This window comes from Streptomyces sp. CNB091, assembly GCF_000377965.1.
Genome location: NZ_KB898994.1, coordinates 354,592 through 373,252, shown reverse-complemented (window position 1 = coordinate 373,252; position 18,661 = coordinate 354,592). Strand labels below are relative to the sequence as shown.

Genomic DNA, 18,661 nt, shown 5'->3' with positions numbered 1-18,661 from the left:
CGATGTCTGCCACCGCCCCGTACGCCGGACCGTCCCCGATACGACGGCCCGTCGCCGCCGCCGCGCTCCTGGCCGCGCTGCTCAGCCTGGTGTTCGGGCTGCTGCTGGCCGGCGCGGGCCCGGCGTCCGCGCACGCCGCCCTCACCGGGAGCGACCCGCAGGACGGGGCGGTGGTGGACACCGCGCCCAAGGAGGTCACCCTCAGCTTCTCCGAGGCCATCGCCGTGGGCGACGACTCCATCCGCGTCCTCGACCCCAGCGGCAAGCGCGCCGACACCGAGGCCGAACCGCGCGACCTCTCCGAGGGCTCCACCGTCCGCTACGGCGTCGCCCTCCACTCCGGTCTGCAGGACGGCACCTACACGGTGGCCTGGCAGGCGATCTCCGCCGACAGCCACCCCATCTCCGGCGCGTTCACGTTCTCCATCGGCGCCCCGTCCGAGACCACGGTGGCCCTGTCCTCCCAGGACGTGGGCGGCGGCCCGGTCGGCGTCGTCTACGACATCGCGCGCTACGCCGCCTACGGCGGATTCGTGCTGCTCGTCGGCGGCAGCGCGTTCGTCCTGGTCTGCTGGCGGCGGGGCGCGTCCGCCCCGCCGATGCAGCGACTCGTGGTCCGCGGCTGGCTCACGCTGACCGTGGCGACCCTGGTCATGCTGCTGCTGCGCAACCCGTACACGGGCAGCGGCAAGTTCGCCGACGCCTTCGACCTCGCCGGGCTCCAGTCCGTCCTGGACACCAAGCCCGGCGCCGCCCTCGTCTCCCGGCTGCTGCTGCTCGGGGCCGCTGCCCTGTTCATCGCCGTGCTCTTCGGCACGTACGCCCGGCGCGAGGACGAGCGGGAGAAGAAGGACCTCACCTTCGGCCTCGCCGTCGGGGGCGGGGTCGTCGCGGCGGGCATCGCCGCCACCTGGGCGATGTCCGAGCACGCCTCGACCGGCATCCAGGCGTCCATCGCCATGCCGGTGGACGTCGTGCACCTGCTGGCCGTCGCCGCGTGGCTCGGTGGGCTCGCCTCGCTCCTGGTGGCGCTGTACCGGACGCCGGACATCGGGAGCGCCGCGGTCCGGCGCTTCTCCGCGGTCGCGTTCGGCAGCGTCGTGGTCCTGGCGGCGACCGGGCTCTACCAGTCCTGGCGACAGGTCGGCTCCTGGTCGGCGCTGACCGGGACGCGCTACGGGCAGCTGCTGATCCTCAAGGTGGCGCTGATCGCCGTCCTGCTCGCGGTCGCCTGGTTCTCCCGGCGCTGGACGGGGCGGCTGACGGACACCGCCGTCGCCTCCTCCTCCGGAGCCGAGGATGAGGACGCCGCGACCGCGCCGGGGGACACCGCCCCGGCCCCGGTCACGGCCATGTCGTCGGAGGTTTCCGAGGTTCCCGAGATTTCCGACGCTTCCGACGCTTCCGACGCTTCCGACGCTTCCGACGCTTCCGACGCTTCCAACGAGGACATCGCCCCCGAGCGCGCCGCGCAACTGGCCCGTCAGCGGGCCGTTCTGACCGCGACGAAGAAGAAGCGGGTACGGGACGCCGACCCGGAGCGCTCCGGGCTCCGCCGCTCGGTGCTGGCCGAAGCCGCCGTCGCCGTCGTCCTGCTGGCTGTCACCACCATGCTGACGTCCACCGAACCCGGCCGTACGGAGGAGGAGGCCGCGGCCGGCGCCACCGCGGCCACCGCCCCCGCCGCCGGCGGCCCGGTCAACCTGAGCATGCCGTTCGACACCGGCGGCCAGAACGGCAAGGGCACCGTCCGCATCGACATCGACCCCGGCCGCACCGGATCCAACGATCTGCATGTGTGGATCGACGGCAGCGACGGCGAGCCGATGGACGTTCCCGAGCTGAAGGTGGCCCTCACTCTGGAGTCGAAGGACATCGGCCCACTGCCGGTCGTCCCGGACCGGCTGGCCGAGGGGCACTGGACGGCGAGCGGCGTACAGATCCCGATGGCCGGGGACTGGAAGGTCGACGTGACGGTAAGGACCTCTGACATCGACCAGGTCACCATCGACAAGAACGCGAAGATCGGCTGAGCACGGTGAGCAAGACCAAGGAACAGACTCCGGACGAGACCGCCGCCACCGGTACCCCGGGCAGCCCCGCCACCAGTACCCCGGGCGCCGACCACGTCGGCGGTACCGGCGTATCGCGGCGGCGGCTGCTCGGCACGGCGGGTGCGGCGGGCGCCACGGGGCTGGTGCTGGGGGCCGGGGGCGGGGCTGCCGGGTACGCCGCCACCCGCCCCGAGGAGACGGCCGCGCTGACGAGCGTCGGGGCGGCCGAGGCGATGTTTCACGGGAAACATCAACCGGGGATCACCACTCCGCTTCAGGCCCGGGGCCATCTCGTCGCCTTCGACCTGGCGGCGGGCGCCCGGCGCAAGGAGGCGGCGACCCTGCTGCGGCGCTGGTCCGCGGTGGCGAAGGAGCTGATGGCGGGCCGCCCCACAGCGGGCGGGCCGGACGGCCCCGGGCACGACACCGGGATCGCCCTGGACGCCGGGCCGTCGTCCCTGACCGTCACCTTCGGCTTCGGCCGTACGTTCTTCGCGCGCACCGGCCTGACCGGCCGCCTGCCCGCCGCGCTCGACCCGCTGCCCGCGTTCTCCGCCGACGCCCTCGACGCCGAGCGGTCGAACGGCGACCTGTGGGTGCAGATCGGCGCCGACGACGCGCTGGTCGCCTTCCACGCGCTGCGGGCCCTCCAGAAGGAAGCCTCGGGCACGGCACGGGTGCGGTGGCAGATGAACGGCTTCAACCGCACCCCCGGCGCGACCGCCCGCCCGATGACCGCCCGCAATCTGATGGGCCAGATCGACGGGACCGGCAATCCGAAGCGGACCGACGAGGACTTCGACCGGCGCGTGTTCGTCCCCGCCTCCCCCGGGAAACCGCAGGAGTGGATGGAGGGCGGCTCGTACGCCGTCGTCCGCCGGATCAGGATGCTCCTGGACGACTGGGAGAAGCTTCCGGTGGAACGCCAGGAGCGGGTCATCGGGCGACGCAAGGCGGACGGGGCGCCCCTGAGCGGGGGGACCGAGACCACGGAGATGGACCTCGACAAGGCGGGCCCGGACGGCAGGCTCGTGATCCCCGACAACGCCCACGCCCGGATCTCCTCGCCCGAGAAGAACGGCGGGGCCGCCATGCTGCGCCGCCCGTTCTCGTACCACGACGGCATCGCGGAGGACGGCGCTCCGGACGCCGGGCTCCTTTTCGTCTGCTGGCAGGCGGACCCGTTCCGCGGATTCGTGCCGGTGCAGCGCAAGCTCGACCGGGGCGACGCGCTGTCGCCGTTCCTCCGGCACGAGGCGAGCGGGGTGTTCGCGGTCCCGGGCGGGGCGGCGGAGGGCGAGTACGTGGGACAGCGGCTGCTGGAGTCGTAGGAGCGCCCGCGCCGTTTGCCGGACCGGCTCGGCATCACGCACTTCCGCGACGACCTTCGTCCCGTCCCCGCTCCGGCCGGGAAGCACGTGGGTCCCGGCGGCCGGGAAGCGCGTGTGGCGTGGTCTTTGCGCGCCCTTCCGACCGCATTCTGAGACTGCGCGGCGGGCCTCGCGGGGCACATTAGGGTGACCGTATGTCAGCCACGCGCTACGCCTATCTCGGTCCCGAAGGCACCTTCACCGAGGTCGCCCTCCGTACGCTCCCGGAAGCCGCCACCCGGGAACTCGCCCCGATGGTGTCCGTGCCGGCCGCCCTGGACGCCGTGCGCAGCGGGGAGGCGGCGGCGGCGCTCGTGCCGATCGAGAACTCCGTCGAGGGCGGCATCACCGCGACGCTGGACGAGCTGGCCGGCGGGGAACCGCTGATGATCTACCGCGAGGTGCTGCTCTCCATCACCTTCGCGCTGCTGGTACGGCCCGGGACCAAGCTGTCGGACGTCAAGACGGTCACCGCCCACCCGGCCGCCCAGCCGCAGGTGCGCAACTGGATGGCGGCCCACCTGCCGGGGGCCCTGTGGGAGTCGGCCGCGTCCAACGCGGACGGGGCCCGGCTGGTCCAGGAGGGGCGGTACGACGCCGCGTTCGCCGGGGAGTTCGCCGCCGCGACCTACGGCCTGGAGCCGCTGGTGACGGAGATCCACGACGCGGAGAACGCCCAGACGCGCTTCGTCCTCGTGGGCCGGCCCGCCCGGCCCTCCGCACCGACCGGCGCGGACAAGACCTCCGTGGTGATCTGGCTGGGCGACGACCACCCCGGCGCCCTCCTTGAGCTGCTCCAGGAGTTCGCGGTGCGCGGCGTCAACCTGATGCTGATCCAGTCGCGCCCGACCGGCGAGGGCATCGGCAACTACTGCTTCGCCGTGGACGCCGAGGGTCACATCGCGGACCGGCGGGTCGGGGAGGCCCTGATGGGGCTGAAGCGGATCAGCCCGAAGGTGCGGTTCCTCGGCTCGTACCCGCGGGCGGGCGTCTCCCCGGACGAGGTGGGGCCGCTGCGGGCGGGCACGTCGGACACGGCGTTCACGGAAGCATCCGACTGGCTGGCGCGCAGCCAGGACGGCCGGATCTGACGGGCGGGCAGGAGAAGCTCCGGCGCCAAGGCACCAAGGCACCAAGGCGCGAAGACTCGAAGGCTCCCGGAGCGGCCTGCTTACGCACTCCGCAGTGGTGCGATCTACGGATAGTCACGCACTCCGGAGAGTTATCCACAGGAGGGCTCTCGACCTGGGGACAAGTCGACACCGCAATGCGACATCGTCGACAAATCAACCCAGTCGACTCGGGGCCGTCCACAGAGGCGCGAGGCGGCACGAGGCGTCCACGTCGCCCCTACCCCCTTGATCAACTCTTTAGGGCGATGAATTCCCACCCGAACGAGCGCACGGAACGGGTTTGGGTGGGGGTTACGCAGGGATTAATCCGAGTTTCGAAGCAAATGCCCTCCAGCATCCACAGAACTCCCACACAGCCTGTGGATAACTATTCCGACGCAGACCCTCCTGTGGACAACGACGACCAGCACGACGAACGGCACACCCTCAACTCCCGCCCCACTCAAGGCGGGTACGTCAAGGCGGACCAGGCCTTCTCCCCTGTTCGAGGGAGTCGACCCGCGCCGCCGACGATTCCCCACAGAAATATCAATTCCGGCAATTCGGTCAAAGTGGCACGCTCGGCAATATCGGTTCGAGTGCGAGAACCGCGCACCGGTAGCCTGGAGGGGTGATTGACCTTCGCCTGCTCCGTGAGGACCCCGACCGTGTTCGCGCCTCCCAGCGCGCCCGTGGAGAGGACGTCGACCTCGTCGACGCCCTGCTCTCCGCCGACGAGCTGCGCAGGTCGTCCGGCGTCCGCTTCGACGAACTCCGTGCCGAACAGAAGTCCCTAGGCAAGCTGATCCCCAAGGCCACCCCCGAGGAGCGCACCGAGCTCCTCAAGAAGGCCGAACAGCTCAAGGCCGGCGTCAAGGCGGCCGACGCCGCCCAGGACGAGGCCGACGCGGACGCCAAGCGGCTCCTGCTCCAGCTCGGCAACATCGTCCACGAGGACGTGCCGGTCGGTGGCGAGGAGGACTTCGTCGTCCTGGAGACCCACGGCACCATCCGGGACTTCGGCGCCGAGGGCTTCGAGCCCAAGGACCACCTGGAGATCGGCGAGGCGCTCGGCGCCATCGACATGGAGCGCGGGGCCAAGGTCTCCGGCTCACGGTTCTACTACCTCACGGGCATCGGCGCGCTGCTGGAGCTCGCCCTCGTCAACGCGGCGATCGCGCAGGCCACCGAGGCCGGCTTCGTCCCGATGCTCACCCCGGCGCTGGTCCGCCCCCGCGCCATGGAGGGCACCGGCTTCCTCGGCCAGGCCTCGGAGAACGTGTACCACCTGGAGAAGGACGACTACTACCTGGTCGGCACCTCCGAGGTCCCCCTCGCCGCGTACCACATGGACGAGATCATCGACGCCGACAAGCTGCCCCTGCGGTACGCCGGGTTCTCCCCGTGCTTCCGCCGCGAGGCCGGCACGTACGGCAAGGACACCCGCGGCATCTTCCGCGTCCACCAGTTCGACAAGGTCGAGATGTTCTCGTACGTCGACCCCGCGGACGCCGAGGCCGAACACCGCAGGCTCCTGGACTGGGAGAAGCAGTGGCTCACCGCCCTCGAACTCCCCTTCCAGGTGATCGACGTCGCCACCGGTGACCTCGGCTCCTCCGCCTCGCGGAAGTTCGACTGCGAGGCGTGGATCCCGACCCAGGGCAAGTACCGCGAGCTCACCTCCGCGTCGAACTGCGACGGCTTCCAGGCCCGCCGCCTGTCCGTCCGGATGCGCGAGGGCAAGAAGGTCCAGCCGCTGGCCACGCTGAACGGCACGCTCTGCGCCGTACCGCGCACGATCGTGGCGATCCTGGAGAACCACCAGCTTCCCGACGGTTCTGTCCGGGTGCCCGAGATGCTCCGCCCGTACCTGGGCGGGCGCGAGGTCCTGGAACCGGTCGCCAAGTGACCTTCCCCTACAAGCTCGTCGCGACCGACCTCGACGGCACACTGCTGCGCGGGGACGACACGGTCTCCGGACGCACCCGCGAGGCCCTGGCCGCCGCCACGGCGGCCGGCGCCGCGCACATCATCGTCACCGGACGTGCGGTCCCCTGGACCCGGCACATCCTGGACGACCTGGGTTACGAGGGGCTCGCGGTCTGCGGTCAGGGCGCGCAGGTCTACCACGCGGGCGAGCACAAGCTGCTGACCTCCCTGACCCTGGACCGGCAGCTCGCCGGTCTCGCGCTGTCCAAGATCGAGGCGGAGGTCGGCCCGCTGCACCTGGCGGCCAGCCGCGACGGACTGGACGGCGAGGTGCTGGTGGGCCCCGGCTACCGGGTACAGGAGGGGCCGCTTCCGTATCTCTTCGTGGACGACGCCACCGAGATGTGGACGGCCCCGCTCAACAAGGTCTACATCCAGCACCCGGAGCTGGACGACGACGCGCTGGCCTTCGCCGCGCGGGCGGCGGTCGGCAGCCTGGTAGACGTGGTCATGGCCGGGGCCGGCGTGGTCGAGATCCTGCCGCTGGGCCTGAGCAAGGCGACCGGCCTCTCGCTGGCCGCCCGCCGGCTCGGTGTGAAGGCGGCCGACACGATCGCCTTCGGCGACATGCCGAACGACATCCCGATGTTCGGCTGGGCCCACCACGGCGTGGCCATGGCCAACGCCCACGACCACCTGAAGGCCGTCGCCCACGAGATCACCGCGTCCAACGATGACGACGGCATCGCGGTGGTGCTGGAGGAGCTGCTCCGCTCGGCGCCCGTGCAGTAGGACGCCCACCCGGCAGCGCGACTGCGGCCCGGCACCGTTTCCCACGGTGCCGGGCCGCCGGTGTATCGGCGCTACCCGCGCTGCCCGCGCTGCCCGCTACGGCGGCGCAGATCCTTCAGCTGTCGGGCGAAGGAGTCCAGCCGCCCGTCCAGGCGGACGACGTCCTGCTGCACATCCGTCAGCCGCAGACTCATCGCCCCGATCACCTGGTGCGTCACTTCCACCTTGCGGTCCAGACTGTCGAGCCGCTCCGACATCCGCACCAGCACCGGCCCGAGCTCCTGCAGCGCGCTGCCGACGCCGGTGAGGCAGCTCTCGATGCGCGTGACGCGCTGGTCGAGGGAGGCGTACTGCGTGCGCAGCGCCTCCTCGGCGTCGAGGAGGTACGTACGCACGCAGCGGGCGATGTCGCTGTCGCGAAGAAGCATGGCGACGTTGAAGACGGTGCGGCGGGTGTAGAGGGTCAGTTGCGTGGCGGCCTGTGGATAACTTTCCGCCCCCTCCCCGCCCCATAGGGACAACATGTCCCTATGGAAGAACCGCAGCTCAGAGCCGCGCAGAAGGACGAGGCCATTCTCCTGGACCTCCGCCCGATGCCGCTGGGTCACCTTCTTCACGGTCTCTGTGGATACTTCGAAGTACCGAGCCACGTCCTCTGTGCGAACGTGAATTCCGTCCGGGAGCATGACCAGGCTCTTCACCTTGTCGAGGACGTCGACGCGCCCCATCTGCTCCCCGCGCAACGCGCGCGATTCGAGCAGGGCGACTTCCGTGGGCATGAGTGTGCCTTTCGTACGAGGGAATGACGAGGACGGCCCACACCCCGGGCTTCAGGGGTGGAGGACGCTCACGGTTGCCACTCACTCGATGACCGGTCCGGTGGGCTGAGCCTCACCCGGTGCCGGCATTCCCCTATTTCACGATCGCTACGACGCCACGGATTCCAGTTGCCTCCACGCACCCTGCCCAACGACCCGATAAACGTACGGTTACGCGCACACCTGTCCGCTCATACGACGACCCCCGCCCAGGTCCGAAAGGGCGGGGGTCGTCGGGGCGCGCGAGGGCTCAGGCCGCAGGCCTCACTCCTCGCCCGCCAGCTTCAGCGCTCGCAGCTTCTGGCCCGCGTACCAGGTGGCGGCGACCGTGACCGCGACCAGCAGGACCGTGGCGAGCGGCAGGCCGACGTCCGAGGTCACCGCGCCGTCGCCCGCGACCTTCTGGGCGACCGCCAGGGACCACTGCTGGACGCTGAGCGTCCGCGCGCCGGCCACCAGGCTGCCGAACAGGGCCTCCCAGACCAGGGCGTAGACCAGGCCGAGGACGACCGCGTGCCGGCTGACCGTGCCGAGCAGCAGGAACAGGGCGCTGTACGCGATCGAGGCGACCAGCGCCGCGATCGTGTAGGCGACGGCGATCTGCTGGCCGTTGCCGTTGAGGATCAGGCCCGCGAGAAGCGTCGGCAGGGCGGAGAACACCATGGTCACGGCGATGGCCACGATCAGCTTGGTGAAGATGATCGTGGGCCGCTTCACGGGCTTGGCGAGCAGATAGACGATCGAGCCGTCGTCGATCTCGGGGCCGATCGCCCCGGTGCCCGCGATCACGCCGATCAGCGGCACCATCGTGGCGATGGCGAAACCGCCGAGGACGTCCGAGGCGACCTGGTCATCGGCTCCGGCGAACATGCGCACGGCCGCGGCGATGAGCAGCAGCAGTGCGGGCAGGACGAACAGGATGGCGGCCCGGCGCCGGCCGAGCAGGGCCCGGTAGGTGAGCCGGGCGACTGTGGGGTCGTACATGACGGTGCACAGCTCCTTTCAGGCCACTACTCAGGCCGCTACGAGGTAGGAAAAGACCGATTCGAGGGACTCGTCGGACGGCGAGACGGTCAGCAGCCGGATGGACTGCTCACGGGCCACCCTCGGCAGCAGTTCGGTGAACCGCCCGAAGTCGACGGCCTGGATCCGCAGTGCCTTCTCGGTCACGTCGACCTCGATGCCCGCCGTGGACGGGTCGGCGATGAGCGCGGCCGCGAGGGCCCGGTCGTCGCTGGAGCGCACCAGATAGCGGTGCGGGCGGTCCGTCATCAGCCGGCGGATCTTCCGGAAGTCACCGGACGCGGCGTGACGTCCGGCCACGATCACCTCGATGTGCGAGGCCAACTGCTCGACCTCTTCGAGGATGTGGGAGGAGAACAGGACCGTGCGCCCCTCGCCCCCCATCCGCCGCAGCAGTTCCATCAGCTGCATCCGCTGGCGCGGGTCCATCCCGTTGAACGGCTCGTCCAGGAGCAGCACCGAGGGCTCGTGGACCAACGCGGACGCCATCTTCACGCGCTGGCGCATGCCCTTGCTGTACGTGGAGATCTTGCGGTCCTGCGCGTACTCCATCTGGACCGTGGCGAGCGCCTTCTGCGCCTCGGCCCCGCCCAGGCCCTGGAGTTCGGCGTTGGCGACGACGAATTCCTTGCCGGTGAGGAAGTCGTACATCCCCTCCCGCTCCGGGACGATGCCGATCTTCTTGTAGACGGCTTCGTTGCGCCAGATCGGCCGGCCGTCGAGCGTGACATTCCCCGTCGAGGGGGCGAGGAATCCGCCCATCATGTTGATGAGGGTGGACTTTCCGGCACCGTTCGGGCCGAGAAGTCCGGTGACGCCGGGCCCCACGGTCATGGAGACGTCGTTGACGGCGACCACGTTGCCGAACCAACGCGAGGTGTGGTCGATCTCGATGGTGGTCACAGCCCGACCCTCCGGTAGCGGCGCATCAGAACGGCGTACGAGCCGGCGACGAGCGCGAGAACAACGAACAGGTAGACCACGCCGGTGCCGGCCCCCGGTCCTTCCCCTCCGGGGAAGGCGGAGGTCGCGCCGAGGAACGCGGTCTGGACGCCGTCGATCAGCGTGATCGGCGAGAAGAGGCCAAGCCACTGCACGGCCCCCTCCGACCCGGTCTCCCAGGCGATGGCCTGGATCGTGGAGACGGCGCCGTAAGTGATGGTCAGGAGGGCGATCACCGCGGCGACGCCGAAGCCGCGCCGCGGGGTCAGGGCTGCCATCACGAGGCCGAGGCCGGCGAACAGCACGGACAGCAGCGCCACCGACACCAGTCCCTGGCCGAACCACTTGGTCTGATCCGCGAAGTCGAACTTCGCGAGCAGAGAGCCCACATAGAGGACGAGCAGCGGCGCGCCGGTGAGGATGAAGAGCGCGGCGGCGGTGGCGGCGAACTTCGCCCCCACGTAGTCGGCGCGTTCGATCGGCCGCGAGAAGTACAGGGGGACGCTCTTGAACCGGAGGTCCCTGGACACCGCCTGCGGTGCCTGGGCGGCGATGAACAGGCCGATGACGGCCTGGAGGTAGATCGCGTACGAGGTGTACTCGACCACCAGCTTGCTGGCGTCCGGGGCGGCCATGGAGACCGCCACCAGGATCGCCGCGACCAGCGTCATCACGCCGAACAGCAGCATGGGGAGCACCTTGGACTTGGCGGAACGGCCCAGTCCGAAGGAGCCCCGCAGCGTCTGCGAGAACAGGGAGCGGCGGGCGTAGGCCCGGCCGAGCCGCGGTCCGTCGTAGGAGCGGTAGCCGATGTTGTGGATCCGGGAGGCGTCGCGCCCGGCCGCGGTCCCGGTCTCAGTGCTCATCGCGACCGCTTCCTTTCTGCTGTACGGCCCCGACGGTGGCGGCCGCGGCCGGGACGGCGGTGCTGTGCGCCCCGCCCTGTTCGTCACGGAAGACCTCGGCGATGTGGTGGCGGCGCTGTTCCATGCGGACCAGACCGAGCCCGAGCCCGGCGACGCTGTCGCGGACCAGGTCGTACGTTTCCTCGTCGGCCGCTTCGATCAGCAGGATGTGGCCCGCGCCCGGCAGCCCCTCCGTGTCGATCCCGTCGTGGCCGATGAGGGTGACCCCGGCGGCGGTGAGGATCTCGCGCAGCGCGCCGGTGCCGTCGGGGTGGGTGTCGCTGTCGGTCACCTCGACCGCGAGGGTCGCGGTGGTCTGCGTGAAGTCGCTGGTGGAGCTGGAGCGCAGGAGCGTGCCACCGTCGATGACGACGACGTGGTCGCAGGTGCGTTCCAGTTCGCCCAGGAGGTGCGAGGTCACCAGCACGGAGATGCCGAAGTCGGTGTGGATCCGTCGGATCAGGCCGAGCATCTCGTCACGGCCGACCGGGTCCAGACCGTTGGTCGGCTCGTCGAGGAGGACCAGCTGGGGGTCGTGGACGAGGGCCTGGGCCAGCTTGACCCGCTGCTTCATGCCGGTCGAGTAGCCGCCGATGGGGCGGTAGCGCTCCTCGTAGAGGCCGACGTGGCGCAGGGTGTCGGCCGTGCGCTCGCGGGCCGCCGTGGGCGGCAGCCCCGACATGCGGGCCATGTGCACGACGAACTCGGTCGCCGACACGTCGGGCGGCAGGCAGTCGTGCTCGGGCATGTACCCCACCCGTTCCCGGATGGCGGCGCCGCTGGTCGCGACATCTAGCCCGAGCACTGCGGCCCGGCCTTCGGTGGCGGGGGAGAGACCCAGCAGGATCTTGATCAGTGTGGACTTGCCGGCTCCGTTGGAACCCACCAGACCGGTCACACCCGGTCCGATGTCCAACGTGAGCCGGTCAAGCGCGGTCACCCGGGGGAACCGCATGCTCAGGGCTTCGGTAGCGATAACGGCTGTCACGGAGAAGACGTTAGTGGCGCGGACCACAGGGGTCGTCAGCCCTGATGGCTGGATCCACGTCAGACTCCAGGCGTACGCGCCCGTAGGGGGACCCCGCGAAGGACGAGGCCCGGTCTCCGGGACGGGCGGCGCGACCGGGGTTCACCGGGTGCCGTCGGCCCGGGCTCCTGCGGGCAGGGCGGAGTTTTCCACAGACCGGCGCCCGGCGCCCGTGCTTGTCCACAGGACGTGCAGCCCCCCTTGACGCAGCCGCCGGACATGGTCACATTCATCAGTGTCACGTTACGGACGCGTACCGCACACGGCAGGGAACGGACGGTGGCATGACCGGCATGACCGCGGCAGTGCAGTATGAAAGCACCCCGGAGCTCCGGGGATTCAGAGAAGTCCAGCGTCTGGCCTATGCCTGCGCGGAGGCGGTCGCCGGTCAGCTGCGGTCGGGGGTGACCGAGCGCGAGGCGGCCCGGATGCAGCGCACGTGGCTGCGCGAGCGAGGCGTGCGCGACTGGTTCCACCTTCCGTTCGCCTGGTTCGGCGACCGCACGGCGTTCGCCCGGTTCAAGGTGCCGCCGCAGTTCTTCCCGACCGACCGGAAGCTGGAGCCGGGGATGCCGTTCATCCTCGACATGGCCCCGGTCCACAAGGGTTTCACCGCCGGTGTCGGATATGCGGGGTGCCTCGGCCTCAATCCACTGCACGACAGGCTGCTGGCCGATCTGGAGGCCCACCGCGAGCTGATCCTGCGGGAGGTGCGCGAGCGCCGTTCGCTGCGCGAGATATACGAGGACGTCGAACGCCTCATGACCGCACAGGGATACGCGAACAGGCACCGGGCCCACCCCTTCGGCGTGATCGCCCACAAGATCGGCCGCGTCGCCGAACGCCGTTGGTCGCCGCAGGTGTTCGGCTTCGGCACCCAGGCTCTCAAGGGACTGGTGAGTGACGCGCTGCACGGCCACCGGGACGGCTGGTCACCGCTGTGGAGCCCCTACCGCTTCTCCGACCACCCGCCGCAGCCGGGCCTGTGGGCGGTCGAGCCCCACCTCGGATTCCGGGGTACGGGCGCGAAGTTCGAGGAGATCCTGGTGGTCACCGACTCCGAGGACCCCGAGCAGAGCGCTTTCTGGCTGGACGAGGATCTGCCGCACGTGCGGCGCTGGGCCGAGGAGAAGGTGGCGGCGTGAATCTGTCCCAGGCACGTGAGCGACGCGTGGTCACGGGAGGCGTCGAGCTGTGCGTCGCCGAACTGGGCGACGCGGGCCGGCCGACCGTGGTGCTGGTCCACGGCTACCCGGACAGCAAGGAGGTCTGGTCGGACGTCGCCGTCCGGCTGGCCGAGCACTGGCACGTGGTGCTCTACGACGTGCGGGGGCACGGCAGGTCCACCGCCCCGAAGCCGCTGCGCGGCGGCTTCACCCTGGAGAAGCTGACCGACGACTTCCTGGCCGTGATCGACACGGTCAGCCCGGACCGGCCGGTGCACGTGGTCGGTCACGACTGGGGATCCGTCCAGGCCTGGGAGTTCGTCACGGTCGGCAGGACCGAGGGCCGGATCGCCTCCTTCACCTCGATGTCCGGTCCGTCCCTGGACCACTTCGGGCACTGGATCAAGCGCCGGATGACCCGCCCCACCCCGCGCCGGGTCGGCCAGCTGCTCGGCCAGGGCGCGAAGTCCTGGTATGTGTACATGCTCCACACCCCGGTCCTGCCGGAGCTCGCCTGGCGCGGCCCGCTCGGGAAGCGGTGGCCCCGGATCCTGGAGCGCCTGGAGAAGGTGCCCGCGGGCGACTACCCCACCGCCTCCCTGCCGGACGACGCGGCGCACGGCGCCTGGCTCTACCGCGACAACGTCCGTGCCCGGCTCAGCAGGCCCCGCGCGGACGCCTTTGCCCACGCCCCCGTCCAGCTGATCACGCCGACCGGCGACTCGTTTCTCTCCGAGCGGCTCTACGACGGGCTGGAGGACTGGGTCCCCACCCTGGTGCGCCGCTCGCTTCCCGCCAAGCACTGGGCGCCCCGCACCCGGCCGGACCAACTGGCCGCTTGGATCGACGAGTTCGTCGCCGCGAGCGAGTCCGCCGGGCGGGAGGGCGCGCCCGCGCAGCGGACGGCCGCGCAGGGCCCCTACGCTCAGCGGTTCGGCGGTCAGCTGGTCCTGGTGACGGGCGCGGCCTCCGGGATCGGGCGGGCCACCGCGTTCGCGTTCGCCGAGGCGGGCGCCCGGGTCGTGGCCGTGGACCGGGACGCGGAGGGGGCCGCCCGGACCGCGGAGTTGGCGCGGCTGATCGGGGCGCCCGCGGCCTGGGGCGAGGCGGTCGACGTCAGCGACGAGGCCGCGATGGAGAAGCTCGCCGCCCGGGTCGCCGCCGAGTACGGCATCGTCGACGTCCTGGTCAACAACGCCGGGATCGGGCTGGCCGGCTCCTTCCTGGAGACCACGAGCGAGGAGTGGAAGAAGGTCCTCGACGTCAATCTGTGGGGCGTCATCCACGGCTGCCGGATCTTCGGCACCCAGATGGCGGACCGGGGCCAGGGCGGCCACATCGTCAACACGGTGTCGGCCGCGGCTTTCCAGCCATCCCGGGTGCTGCCCGCATACAGCACGTCGAAGGCGGCCGTGCTGATGCTCAGCGAATGTCTACGGGCCGAGCTGGCGGAGAAGTCGATCGGGGTGAGCGCGATATGTCCCGGCATCGTCAACACCAACATCACCGCCACCACGCGTTTCGCGGGCACCGACGCGGCGGAGGAGGCGCGGCTCCGGAAGCGGACGAGCCGCCTCTACGGGCGGCGCAACTACCCGCCTACGAGGGTCGCCGACGCGATCCTGCGGGCGGTCGTGCGCAACCAGGCCGTGGTGCCGGTGACCCCCGAGGCGCGGGGCGCGCGGCTGCTGTCCCGGCTGAGCCCCGGGGCCCTGCGCTCCGTCGCCCGGCTGAAGCCCCCGCTGTGACCGGGGCCGGCGCCCGGGCCGCCGAGTACCGGATCGAGGACCTGGCCCACGCCAGTGGGGCCACGGTGCGCACGATCCGCGCCTACCAGGACCGGGGGCTGCTCCCGACGCCCGAGCGGCGCGGCCGGGCCAATGTGTATCGGGAGACCCATCTGGCCCGGCTGCGGCAGATCGCGGACCTGCTCGACCGGGGTTACACCCTGGCCAGCATCAAGGAGTTGCTGGAGGCGTGGGACGCGGGACGGGGGCTCGGCGGGGTGCTCGGGCTGGTCGCCGAGGTGCACGGCCCGTGGACGGACGAGGAGGCCGACCGGATCACCCGCCGGGAGCTGGACGCGAGGTTCGGCGGTCGGCAGGACGACGAGGCCATCGCCGAGGCGGTGGAGCTCGGCGTGCTGGAGCGGGTGCCCGGCCGGGACGACGAATTCCTCGTGCCCAGCCCGCAAGAGCTGGCGGTGGCCGTCGAGTTGTACGGGGCCGGGGTCCCGCTGCCCGCGATCTCCGGACATCTACGGGAACTTCGCGGTCAGGTGGAGCACATCGCCTCCCGCTTCCTTGAGTTCACCACTGAGCACGTCTTCGCCCGCTATCTGGGCCATCGGCCTCCCACCGACTCCGACGCGGCCGAGGCGGCGTCGCTCGTACGGCGGCTGCGCCCCCTCGCCCAGCAGACGGTGGACGCGGAACTGGCCCGTGCGATGCGCACGTTCGCGACACGTCATCTGCACCACCACCTCGGCGCGGAGGAAACGGCGATCTCCGAGAACGCGACGCGCCCCGTGCTGCTCCCGGCCCGGACAACACGAGCAGTGCAGCAGTTGGTTGGCGCGGAGCGGGTGGCCGCCTTCGTCGCAGCGGCCACCGAACGAGAGGTTCAGGCACGCACCTTGGACCACCTGAGCGCAACTCGCCTCAAAGAGCACGAAATCAACGAAAGCACCTGAAGCGAATGGGTGTTGTCCACAGAACCGCCAAATAGCCTGTGGATAACCCGGGTTGGCTGTGGATCAAACCCGTCCAAGGAGAAAGGTCGAAGAACCGCGGAAGAACGAAGAGCCGACGAGGTGACGAGGTGACGAGGTGACGAGACGACGAGGTGAGAAGCCTACGAGCCGAAATGCGCATGCACGGGCAAGCCCGCCACAGGCACTCTGACGCCATGGACGAACATCGCACCGTCAAGGTGTCCAAGTACCTCTCGACCCATCTGCGTCATCAGCCGGAACGCATCGGCCTCACCCTCGACGAGAACGGCTGGGTAGCGGTCGAGGAGCTGCTGCGCGCCGCGGCCCGGCACGGATTCACCCTCTCTCGCGCCGAGCTCGACCATGTCGTCGCCGCCAACGACAAGCGGCGCTTCACCATCGAGAGCGGTGCCGGGAGCAGCGTGGGGAGCAGTGTCCAGGGCGGCATCGAAGGCGACCGCATCCGCGCCAATCAGGGTCACACCGTCGCCATCGACCTGGACCTGCCGCCGGCCGAACCGCCCGCGTACCTCTACCACGGCACGGTCGCCCGGGTGATGGACGCGATCCGGACCGAGGGCCTGCGCCCCATGGCCCGCCACCACGTCCACCTGTCCTCCGACCGGGAGACGGCCACCCGGGTCGGCGCCCGTCGCGGGCGCCCCCTCGTCCTCACCGTGGACGCGGGCGCGATGCACCGCGCCGGCCATGTCTTCCGGGTCAGCGCCAACGGCGTCTGGCTCGCCGACGCCGTACCTCCGCGGTTCCTGCGCCTGCGCGACTGAAGGACCCCGGTCGCTACGCCACTAAGCCAGCTGCGCGGGCGCCTCGGTCGCGATGCGCTCGAAGACCTTCGGGTCGACGTCGAAGACCGAATCGGGGATCGGGGCGTGGATGACGATCTCGGTGAAGCCCAGCTCGGCGTGGCGCCCCGCGAAGTCGACGAACGCGTCCACGGACTCCAACGGGCCGTTGCGGTCCGGTGTGAAGGCGGTGAGCAGGATCCGGTCCAGCTCGGATGCGTCCCGGCCGATCTCCGCGCAGGCCGCCGTGAGCCTCTCGTTCTGCCCCCGCAGCGCGGCCCGTGACTCCTCCGGGGTGCCGTTCTCGTACAGCTTCGGGTCGCCGGTGGTGACCCAGGCCTGCCCGTGCCGGGCGGCGAGCTTCAGGCCGCGCGGTCCGGTCGCGGCGACCGCGAAGGGCAGGCGGGGCCGCTGGACACAGCCGGGGATGTTGCGGGCCTCCTCCGCGGCGTAGTACTTCCCGTGCTGGGTCACCGCGTCCTCGGTGAGAAGCCGGTCCAGGAGCGGGACGAACTCGGCGAAGCGGTCGGCACGTCCGCGCGGGGTCCAGGCGTCCTGGCCCAGGGCCGTGGCGTCGAAGCCACTGCCGCCGGCGCCGATGCCGAGGGTGACCCGGCCGCCCGAGATGTCGTCCAGGGAGATCAGCTCCTTGGCCAGCGTGACCGGGTGGCGGAAGTTCGGCGAGGTCACGAGGGTGCCCAGCCGCAGGCGTTCGGTGGCCGTCGCCGCGGCGGTGAGCGTGGGCAGCGCCCCGAACCACGGGCCGTCCCGGAACGTCCGCCAGGACAGGTGGTCATAGGTGTAGGCGGTGTGGAAGCCCAGCTCCTCCGCGCGCTGCCAGCGGTCGCGCCCGCCCTCGTGCCAGCGGTGGACGGGGAGGATCACGGTGCTCAGGCGAGGGCTCATGCCCCTGAGCCTACGACCGTGCGCACGCGTGACGGCCACCCGATGGCGTTGGCATATGCCAGAGGACTTTTCCGCAGATCAACGCCTTACCCACTCAGATGTGCGCCCCTCCGCACGCACGTGCACCGTTGTGGGCGAGAATGACCCGGTGACCTCAGTGACCGATACGCCTCTTCCCGCCGTGACCCGGCTGATCGCCACCGACCTCGACGGCACCCTGCTGCGCGACGACAAGACGCTGTCCGCGCGTACGGTCGCGGCCCTCGCGGCGGCCGAGGAGGCCGGGATCGAGGTCTTCTTCGTCACCGGCAGGCCGGCCCGCTGGATGGACGTCGTGCGGGACCACGTCCAGAGCCACGGTACGGCGATCTGCGCGAACGGCGCCGTGGTCACCGACCTGCGGACGGACGGCGAGCTGCTCTCCGTACGGCCGCTGGAGCGCGCAGCCGCCCTGCACGTCGTGCGCGCCCTGCGCGAGACGGCCCCCGGCACCTCCTTCGCCGTCGAGATGACCACCGGCATCAACTACGAACCGGCCTACCCGCCCTTCCACCTGGACCCGGGCGCGGCCGTGGCCGTCGCCGAGAAGCTGCTGCACGAGGACGCCCCGGGCACCGGCGCGCCGGTGATCAAGCTGCTGGCCCACCACACCGAGCTGTCCCCCGACGCCTTCCTCACCCTGGCCCGTACGGCCGCCGGCGACCGGGCCGCCATCACCCGATCCAGCCCCTCCGCGCTCCTGGAGGTCAGCGGGCTCGGCGTCTCCAAGGCCACCACGCTCGCCGCCTGTTGTGCCGAGCGCGGCATCTCGCCCGCCGAGGTGGTCGCCTTCGGCGACATGCCCAACGACATCGAGATGCTCAGCTGGGCCGGCGCCTCCTTCGCGATGGGCAACGCCCACCCGGACGCGGTGGCCGCTGCCTCGGGCCGGACCGCGACCAACCAGGAGGACGGGGTGGCGGTCGTCATCGAGCGGATCCTCGCCGCCCGCGCAGAGACCCGCTGAAACCTTTCGGCACACCGGCCCGCCAGCACACCGGAACACCGGCACACCTCGCGGGCCCGGCACACCGCCTCGCAGGCCCGGCACACCGCCTCGCG

Annotated in this window: 16 protein-coding genes; 10 read left to right on the top strand and 6 right to left on the bottom strand. The window is 71.0% G+C overall.

Annotation, left to right across the window (positions count from 1 at the left end; genetic code table 11):
* The first annotated feature begins 2 nt into the window (after positions 1-2).
* The 5 genes from D581_RS0111565 (at position 3) to D581_RS0111545 (ending at position 7,257) form a co-directional block, all read left to right on the top strand.
* Positions 3-2,033, top strand: a complete 2,031-nt coding sequence (locus D581_RS0111565) for a copper resistance protein CopC (protein ID WP_018957384.1) — start codon at positions 3-5, stop codon at positions 2,031-2,033.
* Between the two features lie 5 nt (positions 2,034-2,038).
* The gene (efeB, locus tag D581_RS0111560; protein WP_018957383.1) at positions 2,039-3,385 is read left to right on the top strand and encodes an iron uptake transporter deferrochelatase/peroxidase subunit; all 1,347 of its coding nucleotides are present in this window, start codon (positions 2,039-2,041) and stop codon (positions 3,383-3,385) included.
* Between the two features lie 194 nt (positions 3,386-3,579).
* The gene (gene pheA, locus D581_RS0111555) at positions 3,580-4,515 is read left to right on the top strand and encodes a prephenate dehydratase (protein WP_018957382.1); all 936 of its coding nucleotides are present in this window, start codon (positions 3,580-3,582) and stop codon (positions 4,513-4,515) included.
* Between the two features lie 652 nt (positions 4,516-5,167).
* Positions 5,168-6,445 carry a serine--tRNA ligase gene (gene serS, locus D581_RS0111550; RefSeq protein WP_018957381.1) on the top strand — a complete coding sequence of 426 codons (1,278 nt, stop codon included), beginning with the start codon at positions 5,168-5,170 and terminating at the stop codon, positions 6,443-6,445.
* A complete protein-coding gene (locus tag D581_RS0111545; protein ID WP_018957380.1) occupies positions 6,442-7,257 on the top strand; it encodes an HAD family hydrolase in 816 nt (271 codons plus the stop codon). Before serS ends, D581_RS0111545 begins: the two co-directional genes overlap by 4 nt.
* Positions 7,258-7,328: 71 nt before the next feature.
* Here the strand turns inward: D581_RS0111545 and D581_RS0111540 are convergent, their stop codons facing one another.
* From D581_RS0111540 to D581_RS0111520, 5 genes are all read right to left on the bottom strand, one after another.
* Entirely contained in the window at positions 7,329-8,036 is a 708-nt protein-coding gene (locus D581_RS0111540; protein ID WP_018957379.1) for a hypothetical protein, read from the bottom strand.
* 303 nt (positions 8,037-8,339) lie between these two features.
* Positions 8,340-9,059: an ABC transporter permease subunit gene (locus D581_RS0111535; protein WP_018957378.1), complete on the bottom strand. Its 720-nt coding sequence runs from the start codon at positions 9,057-9,059 to the stop codon at positions 8,340-8,342.
* Positions 9,060-9,089: 30 nt separating this feature from the next.
* Positions 9,090-10,001: an ABC transporter ATP-binding protein gene (locus D581_RS0111530; RefSeq protein ID WP_018957377.1), complete on the bottom strand. Its 912-nt coding sequence runs from the start codon at positions 9,999-10,001 to the stop codon at positions 9,090-9,092.
* The gene (locus D581_RS0111525) at positions 9,998-10,906 is read right to left on the bottom strand and encodes an ABC transporter permease subunit (protein ID WP_018957376.1); all 909 of its coding nucleotides are present in this window, start codon (positions 10,904-10,906) and stop codon (positions 9,998-10,000) included. Before D581_RS0111525 ends, D581_RS0111530 begins: the two co-directional genes overlap by 4 nt.
* Complete coding sequence (locus D581_RS0111520) at positions 10,896-11,900, bottom strand: ABC transporter ATP-binding protein (RefSeq protein ID WP_018957375.1); 1,005 nt, start codon at positions 11,898-11,900, stop codon at positions 10,896-10,898. Before D581_RS0111520 ends, D581_RS0111525 begins: the two co-directional genes overlap by 11 nt.
* A gap of 356 nt (positions 11,901-12,256) precedes the next feature.
* On the opposite strand from D581_RS0111520, the gene D581_RS0111515 reads away from it, so the two are divergent.
* The 4 genes from D581_RS0111515 (at position 12,257) to D581_RS0111500 (ending at position 16,636) form a co-directional block, all read left to right on the top strand.
* Positions 12,257-13,117, top strand: a complete 861-nt coding sequence (locus D581_RS0111515; RefSeq protein WP_018957374.1) for a M24 family metallopeptidase — start codon at positions 12,257-12,259, stop codon at positions 13,115-13,117.
* Complete coding sequence (locus D581_RS0111510) at positions 13,114-14,886, top strand: SDR family oxidoreductase (RefSeq protein WP_018957373.1); 1,773 nt, start codon at positions 13,114-13,116, stop codon at positions 14,884-14,886. Before D581_RS0111515 ends, D581_RS0111510 begins: the two co-directional genes overlap by 4 nt.
* Positions 14,883-15,830 (top strand): MerR family transcriptional regulator, encoded by a 948-nt coding sequence (locus tag D581_RS0111505; RefSeq protein WP_018957372.1) that lies wholly within the window; start codon positions 14,883-14,885, stop codon positions 15,828-15,830. The genes D581_RS0111510 and D581_RS0111505 overlap by 4 nt, the downstream gene beginning before the upstream one ends.
* Before the next feature lie 215 nt (positions 15,831-16,045).
* Positions 16,046-16,636, top strand: a complete 591-nt coding sequence (locus tag D581_RS0111500; RefSeq protein WP_018957371.1) for an RNA 2'-phosphotransferase — start codon at positions 16,046-16,048, stop codon at positions 16,634-16,636.
* 21 nt (positions 16,637-16,657) lie between these two features.
* On the opposite strand, the gene D581_RS0111495 is transcribed toward D581_RS0111500, so the two are convergent.
* Positions 16,658-17,560: an LLM class flavin-dependent oxidoreductase gene (locus D581_RS0111495; protein ID WP_026290424.1), complete on the bottom strand. Its 903-nt coding sequence runs from the start codon at positions 17,558-17,560 to the stop codon at positions 16,658-16,660.
* A gap of 148 nt (positions 17,561-17,708) precedes the next feature.
* On the opposite strand from D581_RS0111495, the gene D581_RS0111490 reads away from it, so the two are divergent.
* The gene (locus tag D581_RS0111490; protein ID WP_026290423.1) at positions 17,709-18,566 is read left to right on the top strand and encodes a Cof-type HAD-IIB family hydrolase; all 858 of its coding nucleotides are present in this window, start codon (positions 17,709-17,711) and stop codon (positions 18,564-18,566) included.
* The last annotated feature ends 95 nt before the right edge of the window (positions 18,567-18,661 follow it).